Source organism: Methylobacterium sp. TK26 (genome assembly GCF_055361565.1).
Genome location: NZ_CM143965.1, coordinates 2,558,837 through 2,572,543 on the forward strand (window position 1 = coordinate 2,558,837; position 13,707 = coordinate 2,572,543).

The following is a 13,707-nucleotide window of genomic DNA, read 5'->3' on the forward strand; positions in this document are numbered from 1 at the left end:
TGGCGCGATGCCAGGTGGCGCCCCTCAGCCGGCGCCCTGCGCTTTCTTGAGAATCGCCAGCAGGTCGCGCTGCAGGCTCTCGTTGCCGCAGCAGACCGAGCGCGGCGCCAGGGGCTCGGCCGCGCCGTCCGCCGAGGTCACGAAGCCGCCGGCCTCGCGCACCAGGGCGACGCCCCCGGCGAAATCGTAGGTCTGGAGGTCACGCTCCCAGTAGGCATCGAGGCGCCCGCAGGCGACGTAGGCGAGGTCGAGCGCCGCCGAACCCATGCGGCGGGTGCCGCCGGAGACCGCCATCACGGCGGAGATCTCGCGCAGGAGGCGCGGATGGCTGCCGCGCCCGAGATAGGGCGTGCCGTAGCCGACGAGGGCGTCCGCCATCTCGGTGCGCGCGGCGACCCGGATGCGGCGGTTGTTGAGGTAGGCGCCCTTGCCACGCTCGGCGACGAAGAGCTCATCCTTGATCGGATCGAACACCACGCCCGCGACGATCACGCCCTCGCGCTCCAGCCCGATGGAGACCGCGAAATGCGGCACGCCGTGCAGGAAGTTGGAGGTGCCGTCGAGGGGATCGACGTGCCACGTGTGGCTCTTGTCGGTGCCTTCGATGATGCCGCCCTCTTCCAGCACGAGGCCGTAGCCGGGGCGCGCCTTCAACAGGGCATCGCGCACCACCTCCTCGGCCTTGCGGTCGGCGGCGGAGACGAAATCGCCCGGCCCCTTGCGCGAGACCTGGAGGTTCTCGACCTCGCCGAAGTCGCGCCGCAGGCTGCGGGCGGCCTTGCGCGCGGCATCGACCATCACGGTCATGAGGGGCGAGGAAATCATAGCGTCTTGGACTCTTGCGTCGCGGATTTGCGACGGTGGTTACAGGCAGGAGGCTGCGATGGCGAGGCCACGGCGCGCTCGCCGTCATTCGCGTGGACTGGTGTCGTACCAGCCAACCCCATTCTCACCCTCATCCCGAGGTGCGGCGAAGCCGCCTCGGAGGAGGGCTCAAGGGATCGCGGAGGCTTCTGGAGCGCTCCTTCGAGGCCCGCTGACGCGGGCACCTCAGGATGAGGTGGAGGGTAGGACCCACCTTGCCGGGCAGGCTACTCAGCCGCTTCGACGAACACCGTGCCCGCGCGCGGCAGGCCGAGCGTCGCCCAGGTCTCCTTCAGCGCCTCGGTGAGGCGAGCGATCTGGGCGGCGTCGTGGAACGGCGACGGGGTGATGCGCAGGCGCTCCGTCCCGCGTGGGACGGTGGGGTAGTTGATCGGCTGGATGTAGATCCGGTGCCGTTCGAGCAGATGGTCGGCCGCGGCCTTGCACAGCTCGGCATCGCCCACCATCACCGGGACGATATGGGTCTCGGTCTCCAGCAGCGGCAAGCCGGCCGCGTCCAGGGCCGCCTTGGTCGCGGCGGCCTGACGCTGATGCGCGGCGCGCTCCGCGCTCGACCGCTTCAGGTAGCGCACGGAGGCCGTCGCCGCCGCCGCCACGGCCGGCGGCAGGGCAGTGGTGAAGATGAAGCCCGGGGCGAAGCTGCGCACGGCGTCGCAGATCGCCGCCGAGCCGGTGATGTAGCCGCCGACGCAGCCGAAGCCCTTGGCGAGCGTGCCCTCGATCACGTCCACCCGGTGCATCACGCCATCGCGCTCGGCGATGCCGGCGCCGCGCTCGCCATAGAGGCCCACCGCGTGGACCTCGTCGAGATAGGTCATGGCGCCGTAGCGTTCCGCGAGGTCGCAGATCCGGCCGATCGGCGCCACGTCGCCGTCCATCGAGTAGACCGATTCGAACGCGATCAGCTTCGGCCGGTCGCCGGCCTCGCGCAGCAAGTCCTCGAGATGGCCGAGATCGTTATGGCGAAAGATCTTCTTCTCGCAGCCGGAATGGCGCACGCCCTCGATCATCGAGTTGTGGTTGAAGGCGTCCGACAGGATCAGGCAATTCGGGATCAGCTTGGCGATGGTCGAGATGCCGGCCTGGTTCGACACGTAGCCCGACGTGAAGACGAGGCCCGCCTCCTTGCCGTGCAGGTCCGCGAGTTCGCGCTCGAGATCGACCAGCGGCGAGTTGTTGCCCGCGATGTTGCGGGTGCCGCCCGCCCCGACGCCGCAGCGCGCGACCGTCTCGGTCATGGCGCCGACCACGTCCGGGTGCTGGCCCATGCCGAGGTAATCGTTCGAGCACCACACGGTGATCTCGGCGACGGAGCCGTCGGGGCGGCGCCACTTCGCCACCGGGAAGCGGCCGGAGATACGTTCGATGTCCGCGAAGACGCGGTAGCGGCGCTCGCTATGCAAGCCGTCCAGGGCCTTGCGGAAATACGAGTCGTAGCCGGCACCCGCCCGCACCTCCGCCACGGGGGAGAGCGTCTTGCCGGGGTTCCGGTGTGCAGGCATTGCGCGTCCTTCTGAGGGGGTCGCCGCCGGTTGGCTGTCGTGAGGGTGCGCGTTGTATACCGACTTCACGCCGATCTGGAACCGCTACAAGTCGAAGGTCGGCCCATTGCGCCCTGCAACCCTCCCTGGATCCAGATCAATGCACGAGGACAAACCGGCGGCGCGGGAAGAGCGTTTGAAGGCGGCGCTCAGAGCGAATTTGCGTCGGCGCAAGGCCCAGGAGCGCGGCCGGGCGGCGCCGGAAAAGCCCACCACCGAGCGGGACGATGCGTCGCGCGAGCGAAGCTGAGCCGTCTTTCGCGGCGCGCGGTCCCGATTCCGACAAATCCGGTCTATAGCAGGCTTCACTTAAGCCTGGGCGTTCCCCGCCCGATACAGTTTTCAAGCTCCCGCCGCCGCTGCGGGGGCACCAGGACGGACCCGATGGATCGCATCCACATTACCGGCGGCGCGCCGCTCAACGGCACGATCCCGATTTCGGGCGCCAAGAACGCGGCGCTTCCGCTGATGATCGCCAGCCTGATGACCGGCGAGACGCTGGAGCTGATCAACGTCCCGCGCCTGGCGGACATCACCGCCCTGCTCCGCATCCTCGGCAATCACGGCGTCGACCAGATGGTCGTCGGCAAGCGGCCGGGCCAGACCTCGGAGACCGGCCAGACGATCCGCCTCACCGCCTCGAACATCATCGACACGACGGCGCCCTACGACCTCGTCTCGACCATGCGGGCGAGCTTCTGGGTGATCGCGCCGCTGCTCGCCCGGTTCGGCGAGGCGAAGGTCTCGCTGCCCGGCGGCTGCGCCATCGGCACCCGGCCGGTCGACCTGCTCATCATGGCGCTGCAGCAGCTCGGCGCCGAGACCGAGATCGACGGCGGCTACGTCATCGCGAAGACGAAGAAGGGTCTGCGCGGGGGGCAGGTGTCCTTCCCGAAGGTCACGGTCGGCGGCACGCATGTCGCCCTCATGGCCGCCGCGCTGGCCTACGGCACGAGCGTGATCGAGAACGCCGCCCGCGAGCCGGAGGTGGTCGACCTCGCCGAGTGCCTCAACAAGATGGGCGCGCGGATCAAGGGCGCGGGCACGCCGCGCATCGAGATCGAGGGCGTGGCCCGCCTCGGCGGCGCCCGCCACGAGGTGTTGCCCGACCGGATCGAGACCGGCACCTACGCCATGGCCGTGGCGATGACCGGCGGCGACGTCATTCTCAAGGACACCCGCGCGGACCTGCTCCACTCGGCCCTCGACGTGCTGGCAACGACGGGCACCGAGATCACGCCGGTCGATGGCGGCATCCGCGTCCGCCGCAACGGCGGCGGGATCGCGGCGGTGGACGTTACCACCGATCCGTTCCCCGGCTTCCCGACCGACCTGCAGGCGCAGTTCATGGCGCTGATGACCCTGGCCAAGGGCCAGTCGCATATCCGCGAAACGATCTTCGAGAACCGCTTCATGCACGTGCAGGAGCTGGCCCGTCTCGGCGCGAAGATCCGTCTCGACGGCGACATGGCAATCGTGGAGGGCGTCGACCGCCTGCGCGGGGCGCCGGTCATGGCGACCGACCTGCGCGCGTCGGTCTCCCTCGTGATCGCAGGCCTCGCTGCCGAGGGGGAGACGCAGATCAACCGCGTGTACCACCTCGACCGGGGCTTCGAGGCCCTCGAAGCCAAGCTCAACCGCTGCGGCGCGCAGATCGAACGCGTGCGGGGGTAAGTCGCACGGATCGCTTGTTCCCAGATTGGAAACACGCTATCAAATGCGTTATGCGGGTCATCGCCTTCAGTTCGCTCCGTGGATTCACTGAGCGACATCCGAAAGCGAGGCCCGCCATCGACCGCTGGCACCGGGCGTTCAAAATCCTGGAGCCGGCCTCGATGCCGGAGGTTCAGGCGGCCTTCCCGAAGGCGAAAGTCCTCAACGGGGATCGCGTGAGGTTCGAGATTGCCGGTGGGCAATTCCGTCTTATCGCGGCCTTCGACTTCGAGAAGCAGATTGTCTTCGTCAAGTTTCTAGGGACGCATGCCGAGTACGACGCGATCGATGCTTTAACCGTCTCGCAATTCTAGGGGTGGCTCATCTCATGGAGATCAAACCCATCCGAACCGCTGAGGACCACAAGGCGGCGCTGCAGGAAATCGACCGGCTCTGGGGCGCGCCTCGCGGGACACCCAACGGCGATAAGATCGACATCCTCGCGACCCTGGTGGAAGCCTACGAGAGCGAGCACCACCCCATCCCCGCGGCCGACCCGGTCGACATGCTGCACTTCGCCATCGAGGACATGGGTCGCTCGCAGGCCGAGCTGGCGGAACTTCTGGGATCGCGGGCGCGGGCGTCGGAGATCCTGAACCGGAAGCGGCACCTCACCCTGGCGCAGATCCGCCTCATCAGCGAGGCGTGGCATCTGCCGATCGATGCGCTGGCGGCACCCTATCGCCTGGATCGGGACGCAGCCTGAAACGGCGACGGGCGGCCCGAGCCGCCCGCCACCGCTGTCGCGTCAGCCGCCGATGGCGCCGCGCTTGAGGCCGAAACCGGGGATCTCGCAGCCGCAGGGGGCGTTGAACGGGCCCGGACGGGTCGGGCAATTGCCGCGGGCCGTCACGCAGATCCGGCCGAAGCGGCGCGGGCCGTAATCGTAATCGTCGCGCTGGAAGCGGCGCGGGCGGTCGTCATAGTAATCCGGCGGCGGGGGCCGGCGCGGGCGGTAATCGTCCTCGTCGCGGTAATACTGCGCGCTCGCCGGCGTACCCAGCGCCGGAGCGAGCGCGAGGGCGGCCAACACCGCCAGCGTGATGCGCTTCACCGTCATCGTCCTGCTCAATCGTTCGGCCGCTTTCCGGCGGCCACGGTCGCCCACAACTTAGGCGTGCCATCATGAACGGTGCATGAGGCGGTGCGATCCGACCATAGCGGCGTTGCCCGGACAAGCCGGCGCCGCTACTGACGCCATGCCGCCCCGTCTTGGGCACCCTCACCCGACCGGAACCTCTCGATGGAGCTTCTGAAGCTCGCCGCCCTGGACGCCGAAGACCTCACCGTGATCTCGGCTCATCTGCAGGACGCGATCCTGCGGCCGGAGGATCTGACCTATCTGAAGGGCGAGAAGCGCTTCGCCCTAGTGCTGCGCCGGTTCGACTGGTCGGCGGGTCCGAAGGCGCCGCCGCAGCGTCGGCTGAGCGGCCTTCATTTCGAGCGGGTGCTGGCGGTGCGCATGCGTGGGCTGGACCAGGGGCCGGAGGCGATGCCGCTCAGCCTGCTGGCGATCACCTTCACGCCGGGCGACGCACCCTCGGGGCAGGTCGAGATCCTGTTCTCCGGCAACGGCACGATCCGCCTGGAGGTGGAGTGCATCGAGGCGCGGATGCGCGATCTCGGGCCGGTCTGGGAAGCCGGCGGGCGCCCGGGCCACGACGATACGAACGGGCCGGCGGCCTGACACGGAGGGGGGACGACCATGGTCCGCATCGACAGCCGGGAGCCGGATTTCGCGAAGGACTTCGCGCACCTGCTCACCTTGAAGCGTGAGATCTCCGAGGATGTGGACGATGCCGTCCGCAAGATCATCGCCGACGTGGTGGAGAAGGGCGACGACGCCCTCGTGGCGTACACGCGCCGCTTCGACCGGCTCGGTGCCGACTTCTCGGCCGAGCGCCTGCGCATCGGACCGGATGAGGTCCAGGCCGCCGTCGCCGCCTGTCCGCAAGAAGCCCTGGACGCCCTGCGCCTCGCGGCCGAGCGCATCGAGACCTTCCACAAGGCGCAGACGCCCGCCGACCACAAGGCGACGGACGCGCTCGGCGTCACGTCCGGCTGGCGCTGGACGGCCCTCGAATCGGTCGGGCTCTATGTGCCGGGCGGGACGGCGAGCTACCCGTCCTCCGTGCTGATGAACGCCATCCCGGCTCGGGTGGCGGGCGTGCCGCGCATCGTCATGGTGGTGCCCACACCCGATGGTGTGCTGAACCCGCTGGTGCTCGCCGCCGCGCATCTCGCCGGGGTGGACGAGATCTACCGGGTCGGCGGCGCGCAGGCCGTGGCGGCGCTGGCCTACGGCACCGCGACCATCGCGCCGGTCGCCAAGATCGTCGGCCCCGGCAATGCCTGGGTGGCGGCTGCCAAGCGCCGGGTGTTCGGGCAGGTCGGCATCGACATGATCGCCGGCCCGTCGGAAGTGCTGATTCTGGCGGATGGCGAGGCGAACCCGGACTGGATCGCCGCCGACCTGCTGGCCCAGGCCGAGCACGACGTCGCCGCGCAGGCCGTGCTGATCACCGACAGCAGCGACCTCGCGGACGCCGTGGAAAGCGCGGTCGAGCGGGCCTTGGCCACCCTCCCCCGCGCCGAGATCGCGCAGGCGAGCTGGCGCGATTACGGCGCCATCATCCGCGTCCGGGACTTCGACGAAGCGGTCCCGCTGGTCGATAGGATTGCCCCCGAGCATCTCGAGATCGAGACGAAGGACGCCGAGGCCCTGTCCCTCAAGGTCCGCAACGCGGGCGCGATCTTCCTCGGCTCGCACACGCCGGAGGCGATAGGCGATTACGTCGGCGGGCCGAACCACGTCCTGCCGACCGCCCGCTCGGCGCGGTTCTCCTCCGGGCTCGGCGTGCTCGATTTCATGAAGCGCACCACCGTTCTCGCCTGCACGCCGGAGAGCTTGCGGGCGCTCGGGCCGGCGGCGATAACGCTTGGCCGGTCGGAGGGGCTGGACGGGCACGCCCGTTCCGTGGCGATCCGGCTGAACTTGTGAGGCTGCGGGGATGTCGGACAAGGAGCGGGGGGCGGACAAGGGGCCGAACCGCCTCGTCGCGGTGACGCTGGACGAAGCGTCCATCGCCCGTGGCAACCCCGATCAGGAGCATGAGCGCGCCATCGCGCTCTACGACATCCTGGAGGGCAACAGCTTCTCGATTCCCGGCCGGGAGGGTCCGTTCAGGCTTCTCCTCGGCCTCGTGGAGAACAAGCTCTCCTTCGCCATCACCACGGCCGACGGCGAGCCGGTGATGACGCATCTGCTCTCGCTGAACCCGTTCCGCCGGGTCATCCGCGATTACGAGATGGTCTGCGAGAGCTACTACGACGCCATCCGCACCGCCTCGCCGAGCCAGATCGAGGCCATCGACATGGGGCGGCGCGGCTTGCACAACGAAGCCTCCGAGACGCTGAAGCAGCGGCTCGACGGAAAGGTCGATCTCGATCACGACACGGCGCGACGCCTGTTCACGCTGATCTTCGCCCTCCACTGGAAGGGCTGAAATCAGTGGCGGACCCGCGTCCGGTCTGAGCCGTCATGGCCGAGCCGCCACCCGATCCGGCCCCGCGCAAGCAGCGGGTGCAATCCGTGCTGTTCATGTGCAATTACAACGCGGTGCGCTCCCCCGCCGCCGAGGCCATCGCGCGCCATTATTTCGGCAAGTCGATCTACGTGCAGTCGGCGGGCGTCCGGCAGGGCGAGCCCATCGACCCGTTCATGGTCGCCGCCCTGGACGAGATCGGCATCGACGCGAGCCGCCACCGCCCCCGCACCGTCGAGGAACTGGAGGATTGGGAGGGGCTGAACTTCGACCTGATCATCACCCTCGCGCCGGAGGCCCACCACAAGGCCATCGCGCTGACGCACATGCTGGCCGCCGACGTGGAGTACTGGCCGACTCCGGACCCGACGCTCGTGCAGGATGCGTCGCGGGAGCAGCGCCTCGAAGCCTATCGCGACGTGCGCGACGGCCTGACGGCGAAGATCAAGCATAGGCTGAAATCGTGAGGGTCAGCGCAGGACCGCGCGGGGGCCGCTGACGGTCTCGAGCAGGGCGGCGCGCGCCCGCGCCACGAGGTCCGGCCGCGCCTGGGCGATGTCGTCCGCGTCGAGCAGCGGCGAATCCGAGAGGGCGGCGAGGTAGGCGGTCTCCTCGCCCCGGCAGGACCGGAGCGCGGCATCCGCCGCGAGGTCCCGGCCGGTGAACGCCGCGCCCTCGACATAGGCGCGCCCGAGGCAGCTTCTCCACGAGGTGTGGGCGGAGGCCGCGTCCCCGGCCAGCGCCGGGGCGGCGGTCAGCGCAACCATGATGGCGGCGGCGGAGAGGACCGGGAGGGAGAAGCGAAGGGCGGCCACGGGACGATCCGTTCGGCAGAAAGCACCTGTTAGCCTTCACCGAGAGGATAAAGGATCCCTTAACGCGGCCGCCCCGGTTGTCGATAACTCCCGCCGGATCAGTCCTGCTTTTCGAACGCCCCGGCGATGGTGAGGTGGAGGTCGTCGCCGATCAGCGGCAGGTAGGTCTTCACCCCGAACTCGGAGCGCTTGACCACGCCGGTCGCCTCGAAGCCGACGGTCATCTTCTTGTCGAGGGGGTTCACGCCCGCACCGACGAGGGTGACGTCGAGGGTCACGGGCTTGGTCACGCCGTGCAGGGTGAGGTCGCCGGTCACTTTCGCGTGGTCCTTGCCGGCCGGCGCGATCTTGGTGGAGACGAAGGTCATTTCCGGGAACTTGGTGCCGTCGAGCCACTGGTCGCCCTTCAGCTCGTCGGTGAGCTTGGCGCTGGTGGTCGTCACCGAGGCGACGGGGATCTTGATCGTCAGCTTGGAGGCCGAGGGATTCTTCGGCTGAAGTTCCAGCGTGCCGGACGCCTCGGAGAAGCCGCCGGCATAGTTCGAGAAGCCCATATGCGAGACGCGCCAGCCGACCTGGGTGTGGTTCGGATCGACGGCGTAGGTGCCGGCCGGGATCTGGGCGGGGTCACGGGTCGGCGGGGTCTGAGCCTGCGCGCTGGCGATCCCGGCGAGCAGGAGGGTGAGGGTGGCGAACGTCTTCACAGGGCATCTCCGTGTGGGTGATGCGAGACGGCCTAAACCCCTTAATCCCATCGGTTAAGGCGACGCTTGCCGTTCCTGTGCCGAAGCGCACACGGGCGTCAGTGCGCCCGCGCCACGCAGAATTCCACCGCATCGAGGAGGGCGGACCGCACAGGCCCCTCCGGGAAGATCGAGAGCGACGCCTTGGCCTTCTCGCCGTAATGGCGGGCGCGGGCGACCGTCTCTTCCAGGGTGCCGTGGCGGCGCAGGGTCGCCAGGGCGGTGGCGAGGTCGTCCTCGCGGATCTCGCCGCGCGTCAGGGTCCGCCGCCAGAAGGCGCGATCTTCCTCGCTGCCGCGCCGGTAGGCGAGGACGATCGGCAGGGTGATCTTGCCCTCGCGGAAATCGTCGCCGACGTTCTTGCCGAGTTCGGTGGAGGTGCCGCCGTAATCGAGCGCGTCGTCGATGAGCTGGAAGGCAATGCCGAGATTCATGCCGTAGGCGCGGGCGGCCTCCTGCTCGGCCTCGCTGCGCCCGGCGATCACCGGCCCGACCTCGCAGGCGGCGGCGAAGAGTTCGGCGGTCTTGCCCCGGATCACCGCGAGGTAGGCTTCCTCGCTGGTCTCCAGGTTCTTGGCGGCGGCCAACTGCATCACCTCGCCCTCGGCGATCACCGTGGCGGCGGCGGACAGGATGTCGAGCGCCCGGAGCGAGCCGACCTCGACCATCATGCGGAAGGCTTGCCCCAGCAGAAAGTCGCCGACGAGCACGCTCGCCTCGTTGCCCCACTTGATGCGCGCGGCGACGCGGCCCCGGCGCATGTCGCTCTCGTCCACCACGTCGTCGTGGAGAAGCGTCGCGGTGTGCATGAACTCGACGCTGGCGGCGAGTTTCACGTCCCCGTCCTTGCCGGCTTGGTCCGCGTAGCCGCAGAGTTGCGCACAGGCGAGGGTGAGGATCGGCCGCAGGCGCTTGCCGCCCGAGGCGATGAGGTGGTTCGCCACCTCCGGAATCATCGCGACGTCGGAGCCCGTCCGGGAGAGGATCGTGGAGTTGACCCGCTTCATCCCGTCGGCCACCAGCGCGACGAGGTCGTTCAGCCCGGCATCGTCGGGCTTCTGCGGGTTCTCGATCGTGCCGGCGATACCCAAGATCCGTGACTCCCAAACCGGGCCGCGCGGGAGACGTCCGCACGGAAAACATCGGCGCCGCTCAATCGCATGGTGCCTGCGGCGTCGCAACATGGGCGGATATGGGACAGGCGGCTTCCGCACTCCACGCGGCGAATGCGCCAACCCCATACCGGAATCCCGGCAGACGGAGGAGAGACGGGTTTGGTCGAACTGATCCGGGCGAACGACATCGTGCTCATCGGCTTCGCGCGTTCGCTGCTGGAGGATGCGGGCATCCCAGTCCTCGTGGCGGACGAGCACATGAGCGCCATGGAAGGCTCCATCGGCATGTTCGGGCGGCGCCTGCTCGTGCCGGACGATCACGCCGCCCAAGCCCGCCGTATCCTCAAGGATGCCGGGCTCGCGGACGAATTGCGGGTGCCGTGAGCGAAGCCGACGCCTTTCTCGGGGGGCGGCTGCGCCTGCGCCAGCCGCCGCGCGGCGCCCACCGGGCCGGCACGGACGGCGTGCTCCTGGCGCGGCTTCTCGCCGCCGCGCCGGGGGAGAGGCTGTGCGACCTCGGGTCGGGGCCGGGCATCGTCGGCCTTGCCAGCGCGATCCTGCGGCCGGGCGTCTGCGTGACGCTGGTCGAGCGCGACCCCGCCCTCGCGGACCTCGCCCGCGCCAACGCCGCGCTGAACGGCGTGGCGGCCGAGGTGATCGAGGCGGATGTCCTCGCCCCCGGCCGCGCGCGGGAGGAGGCCGGCCTCACGCCCGACTGCTTCGATTGCGTACTGACGAACCCGCCCTTCTTCGAGGACGGCCGCTACCGCCCCTCCCCCGACGCGGCCAAGGCCAGCGCCCACGGCTTCCCGGCCGAGGGGCTCGACGGCTGGATCCGCACCTGCGCGAGCATCCTGCGGCCGGGCGGGCGACTCGGGATGATCCACCGGGCCGACGCCCTGCCCCGCTGCCTCGCCGCGCTGGCCGGTCGCTTCGGCGGGATCGCGGTGCGGCCCGTCCACGCGAAGCCGGAGGAGCCGGCGATCCGCATCCTCGTCTCTGCCGTGAAGGGCAGCCGGGCGCCCTTCTCCCTCGTGCCGCCCCTCGTCCTGCACGGGCCGGACGGGCGCTTCACCCCCGAGGCCGACGCGCTCCACCGTTGAGAGAGCCCGCGCCGAAGCGCGCATTGTTGCTGCACCGCACCCTGAGGTAGGAGCAGAGCCATGTCCGAGACCGTGACGATGACGCCCTCCCTCTGGACCCGGATGTCCAACCCCGGCCATTTCATGCGCTGGTCGGGGAAGGCCGTGCCGTGGCTGACGGCCCTGTCCCTCGCGGCCCTCGCCGTGGGGCTCTACCAGACCTTCTTCGTCGTCCCCGCCGATTACCAGCAGGGCGAGACGGTCAGGATCATGTACATCCACGTCCCGGCGGCGTGGCTCGGGGTGTTCTTCTACGGGGCCATGAGCCTGTCGGCGATCGGCACCCTGGTGTGGCGCCATCCCCTGGCGGACGTGGCCCAGCGGGCCGCCGCGCCCATCGGCGCGGCCTTCACCCTCGTCTGCCTCGTCACGGGCTCCCTCTGGGGCAAGCCGATGTGGGGCACCTACTGGGTTTGGGATGCGCGGCTCACCTCGATGCTGGTGCTGTTCCTGATCTATTGCGGCCTCATCGCCCTGTGGCGCACCATCGAGGACCCGAACCGGGCGGCGCGCGCCGTGGCGATCCTCACGCTGGTCGGCGCGGTGAACCTGCCGATCATCAAGTTCTCGGTGAACTGGTGGTCCACCCTGCACCAGCCGGCCTCGATTCTGCGGATGGGCGGCTCCACCATCGACCCCTCGATGCTCTATCCGCTGCTGCTGATGATCTTCGCGGGGACGCTCGGCGGCTCGACCCTGCACCTCTACACGATGCGCACCGAGATCATGCGCCGCCGGGTGCGGACCCTGACGATCCGCGAGGCGGAACGGCTCGATTCGGGCGCCCGCCGGATCGTGCCCGCCCCCGCCGCCGCGCCGCTTCCTCAAGCCCTGTAGGCTCGATCGTGTTCGATCTCGGATCGCATGGCGGCTTCATCGTCGCCGCCTACGCCTTCACGGCGCTGATCATGTTCGGCCTCGTGGGCAACGCCCTGCGCGACCGCGCCGCCCAGCGCCGCGCCCTGAAACGCTTCGGGGAGGACCGCCGGTGAGCGAGACCCACGACATCGCGGCGCCGCCCGCCCGGCGCTCGCTGCTTCTGATCCTGCCGGTTCTGGTGTTCGCCGTGCTGGCGGGCGTGATGTTCCTGCGCCTGCGCTCCGGCGCCGACCCGTCCGCCCTGCCCTCGGCGATGATCGGCAAGCCCGCGCCGAGCTTCGACCTGCCGGCCGTGCCTGGCCTCGCCAAGGACGGCGCACCCGTCCCCGGCCTGTCGAGCGCCGACCTCAAGGGCGGCGTGACGGTCCTCAACGTCTTCGCGTCGTGGTGCGCGCCCTGTCAGGTCGAGCATCCGATGCTGATGCGGCTCGCCCGCGAGCCCGGCATCCGCTTCGTCGGCATCGACTACAAGGAGCCGAACCCGGCGGCCGGTCAGAAATTCCTGGCCCGGCACGGCGTGCCCTTCTCCGCCGTCGGCGCGGATGCCGAGGGGCGAGCGGCCATCGATTTCGGGGTCTACGGCGTGCCGGAGACCTTCATCATCGGGCCGGACGGGGTGATCCGCGACAAGATCGTCGGCATCCTCACCCCGGAGAATTTTTCGAGCGTCCTCGCGCGCATCCGCGCCGCCGGGAAGGTGGCGGAGGCGCGCTGACGCCTCACGCCTCCGGCTGCTTCTGCTCGTAGCGCATCAGCAGCGGCGTCTGGGCGAGGGCGAAGAGCACGGTGATCGGCATGATGCCGAACACCTTGAACTTCACCCAGAACTCGTAATCCTGCGTGCGCCAGACGATCTCGTTCAGCACCGCCAGCGCCAGGAAGAACAGGCCCCAGCGGAAGGTGAGGCGCCGCCAGCCCTCCTCCGTCAGCGAGAACACGCTGTCGAGCACCACCGAGAGCAGCGGCTTCTTGAACAGCAGCCCGCCGAGCAGGATCAGCCCGAACAGGCTGTTCACGATGGTCGGCTTGATGACGAAGAACGTCTTGTCCCTCAGCGCCAGGGCGAGGCCGCCGAAGACCAGCACCACCGCCCCCGACACGAGGGGCATGATCGGCACCCGGCGCAACAGCGCGAAATGGATGCCGAGCGAGAGGATCGTCGCGCCCACGAACAGCGCGATGGCGACGTAAGTCACCTGATCGCCGTCGAGCCCCAACCGCTCGCCGAAGGCGTTGGCCAGGAAGAACAGCACCAGCGGACCCATTTCGAGCCCGAGCTTGGCGAGCGGCGGCAGGTGCCGGCGCGGTGGAATGGCTTCGATCTGCATG

20 protein-coding genes are annotated in these 13,707 nt (G+C 69.4%); 13 read left to right on the forward strand and 7 right to left on the reverse strand.

The genetic code is table 11. The features are described from left to right. Positions 1–24: 24 nt before the first annotated feature. Both ACXJ1Y_RS12300 and hemA read right to left on the reverse strand, forming a co-directional pair. Positions 25–825 (reverse strand): inositol monophosphatase family protein, encoded by an 801-nt coding sequence (locus ACXJ1Y_RS12300; RefSeq protein WP_463846548.1) that lies wholly within the window; start codon positions 823–825, stop codon positions 25–27. Positions 826–1,091: 266 nt separating this feature from the next. Then, positions 1,092–2,387 carry a 5-aminolevulinate synthase gene (gene hemA / locus ACXJ1Y_RS12305; RefSeq protein WP_463846549.1) on the reverse strand — a complete coding sequence of 432 codons (1,296 nt, stop codon included), beginning with the start codon at positions 2,385–2,387 and terminating at the stop codon, positions 1,092–1,094. A gap of 52 nt (positions 2,388–2,439) precedes the next feature. On the opposite strand from hemA, the gene ACXJ1Y_RS12310 reads away from it, so the two are divergent. The 4 genes from ACXJ1Y_RS12310 (at position 2,440) to ACXJ1Y_RS12325 (ending at position 4,845) form a co-directional block, all read left to right on the forward strand. After that, the gene (locus ACXJ1Y_RS12310) at positions 2,440–2,676 is read left to right on the forward strand and encodes a hypothetical protein (protein WP_463846550.1); all 237 of its coding nucleotides are present in this window, start codon (positions 2,440–2,442) and stop codon (positions 2,674–2,676) included. 134 nt (positions 2,677–2,810) lie between these two features. Continuing rightward, complete coding sequence (murA, locus tag ACXJ1Y_RS12315; protein WP_463846551.1) at positions 2,811–4,100, forward strand: UDP-N-acetylglucosamine 1-carboxyvinyltransferase; 1,290 nt, start codon at positions 2,811–2,813, stop codon at positions 4,098–4,100. A gap of 50 nt (positions 4,101–4,150) precedes the next feature. Then, positions 4,151–4,453, forward strand: a complete 303-nt coding sequence (locus tag ACXJ1Y_RS12320) for a type II toxin-antitoxin system HigB family toxin (protein ID WP_463846552.1) — start codon at positions 4,151–4,153, stop codon at positions 4,451–4,453. Between the two features lie 14 nt (positions 4,454–4,467). Beyond that, positions 4,468–4,845, forward strand: a complete 378-nt coding sequence (locus ACXJ1Y_RS12325) for a helix-turn-helix domain-containing protein (protein WP_463846553.1) — start codon at positions 4,468–4,470, stop codon at positions 4,843–4,845. A gap of 42 nt (positions 4,846–4,887) precedes the next feature. Here ACXJ1Y_RS12325 and ACXJ1Y_RS12330 read toward each other — a convergent pair whose 3' ends face one another. Further along, positions 4,888–5,184, reverse strand: coding sequence for a hypothetical protein (locus tag ACXJ1Y_RS12330; RefSeq protein WP_463850106.1), 297 nt, complete (start codon positions 5,182–5,184; stop codon positions 4,888–4,890). Between the two features lie 198 nt (positions 5,185–5,382). Here ACXJ1Y_RS12330 and ACXJ1Y_RS12335 point away from each other — a divergent pair, with 198 nt between their 5' ends. Genes ACXJ1Y_RS12335 through ACXJ1Y_RS12350 form a run of 4 tightly spaced genes read left to right on the forward strand, consistent with a single transcriptional unit; the run spans position 5,383 to position 8,151 of the window. Next, positions 5,383–5,826, forward strand: coding sequence for a DUF2948 family protein (locus tag ACXJ1Y_RS12335; protein WP_463846554.1), 444 nt, complete (start codon positions 5,383–5,385; stop codon positions 5,824–5,826). Positions 5,827–5,844: 18 nt separating this feature from the next. Next, positions 5,845–7,140 carry a histidinol dehydrogenase gene (hisD, locus tag ACXJ1Y_RS12340; RefSeq protein ID WP_463846555.1) on the forward strand — a complete coding sequence of 432 codons (1,296 nt, stop codon included), beginning with the start codon at positions 5,845–5,847 and terminating at the stop codon, positions 7,138–7,140. Positions 7,141–7,150: 10 nt separating this feature from the next. Continuing rightward, complete coding sequence (locus ACXJ1Y_RS12345) at positions 7,151–7,645, forward strand: UPF0262 family protein (protein ID WP_463846556.1); 495 nt, start codon at positions 7,151–7,153, stop codon at positions 7,643–7,645. A gap of 35 nt (positions 7,646–7,680) precedes the next feature. Next, a complete protein-coding gene (locus tag ACXJ1Y_RS12350) occupies positions 7,681–8,151 on the forward strand; it encodes an arsenate-mycothiol transferase ArsC (protein WP_463846557.1) in 471 nt (156 codons plus the stop codon). Positions 8,152–8,154: 3 nt separating this feature from the next. Here ACXJ1Y_RS12350 and ACXJ1Y_RS12355 read toward each other — a convergent pair whose 3' ends face one another. The 3 genes from ACXJ1Y_RS12355 to ACXJ1Y_RS12365 form a co-directional block, all read right to left on the reverse strand. Next, complete coding sequence (locus ACXJ1Y_RS12355; protein ID WP_463846558.1) at positions 8,155–8,499, reverse strand: hypothetical protein; 345 nt, start codon at positions 8,497–8,499, stop codon at positions 8,155–8,157. A 98-nt stretch (positions 8,500–8,597) separates the two neighbouring features. Beyond that, positions 8,598–9,203: a YceI family protein gene (locus tag ACXJ1Y_RS12360; protein WP_463846559.1), complete on the reverse strand. Its 606-nt coding sequence runs from the start codon at positions 9,201–9,203 to the stop codon at positions 8,598–8,600. Between the two features lie 98 nt (positions 9,204–9,301). After that, positions 9,302–10,327, reverse strand: coding sequence for a polyprenyl synthetase family protein (locus tag ACXJ1Y_RS12365; protein WP_463850107.1), 1,026 nt, complete (start codon positions 10,325–10,327; stop codon positions 9,302–9,304). Between the two features lie 189 nt (positions 10,328–10,516). Here ACXJ1Y_RS12365 and ACXJ1Y_RS12370 point away from each other — a divergent pair, with 189 nt between their 5' ends. From ACXJ1Y_RS12370 to ACXJ1Y_RS12390, 5 genes are all read left to right on the forward strand, one after another. After that, positions 10,517–10,741 carry a putative signal transducing protein gene (locus ACXJ1Y_RS12370; RefSeq protein WP_463846560.1) on the forward strand — a complete coding sequence of 75 codons (225 nt, stop codon included), beginning with the start codon at positions 10,517–10,519 and terminating at the stop codon, positions 10,739–10,741. Beyond that, complete coding sequence (locus ACXJ1Y_RS12375; RefSeq protein ID WP_463846561.1) at positions 10,738–11,460, forward strand: tRNA1(Val) (adenine(37)-N6)-methyltransferase; 723 nt, start codon at positions 10,738–10,740, stop codon at positions 11,458–11,460. Before ACXJ1Y_RS12370 ends, ACXJ1Y_RS12375 begins: the two co-directional genes overlap by 4 nt. Positions 11,461–11,538: 78 nt before the next feature. Further along, positions 11,539–12,336, forward strand: coding sequence for a heme ABC transporter permease (locus ACXJ1Y_RS12380; protein ID WP_463850108.1), 798 nt, complete (start codon positions 11,539–11,541; stop codon positions 12,334–12,336). Between the two features lie 8 nt (positions 12,337–12,344). Further along, positions 12,345–12,491 carry a heme exporter protein CcmD gene (gene ccmD, locus ACXJ1Y_RS12385; protein WP_463846562.1) on the forward strand — a complete coding sequence of 49 codons (147 nt, stop codon included), beginning with the start codon at positions 12,345–12,347 and terminating at the stop codon, positions 12,489–12,491. Further along, positions 12,488–13,093 carry a DsbE family thiol:disulfide interchange protein gene (locus ACXJ1Y_RS12390; protein ID WP_463846563.1) on the forward strand — a complete coding sequence of 202 codons (606 nt, stop codon included), beginning with the start codon at positions 12,488–12,490 and terminating at the stop codon, positions 13,091–13,093. The genes ccmD and ACXJ1Y_RS12390 overlap by 4 nt, the downstream gene beginning before the upstream one ends. Positions 13,094–13,097: 4 nt before the next feature. On the opposite strand, the gene ACXJ1Y_RS12395 is transcribed toward ACXJ1Y_RS12390, so the two are convergent. Beyond that, positions 13,098–13,706: a septation protein A gene (locus tag ACXJ1Y_RS12395; RefSeq protein WP_463846564.1), complete on the reverse strand. Its 609-nt coding sequence runs from the start codon at positions 13,704–13,706 to the stop codon at positions 13,098–13,100. Between the last annotated feature and the right edge of the window lies 1 nt (position 13,707).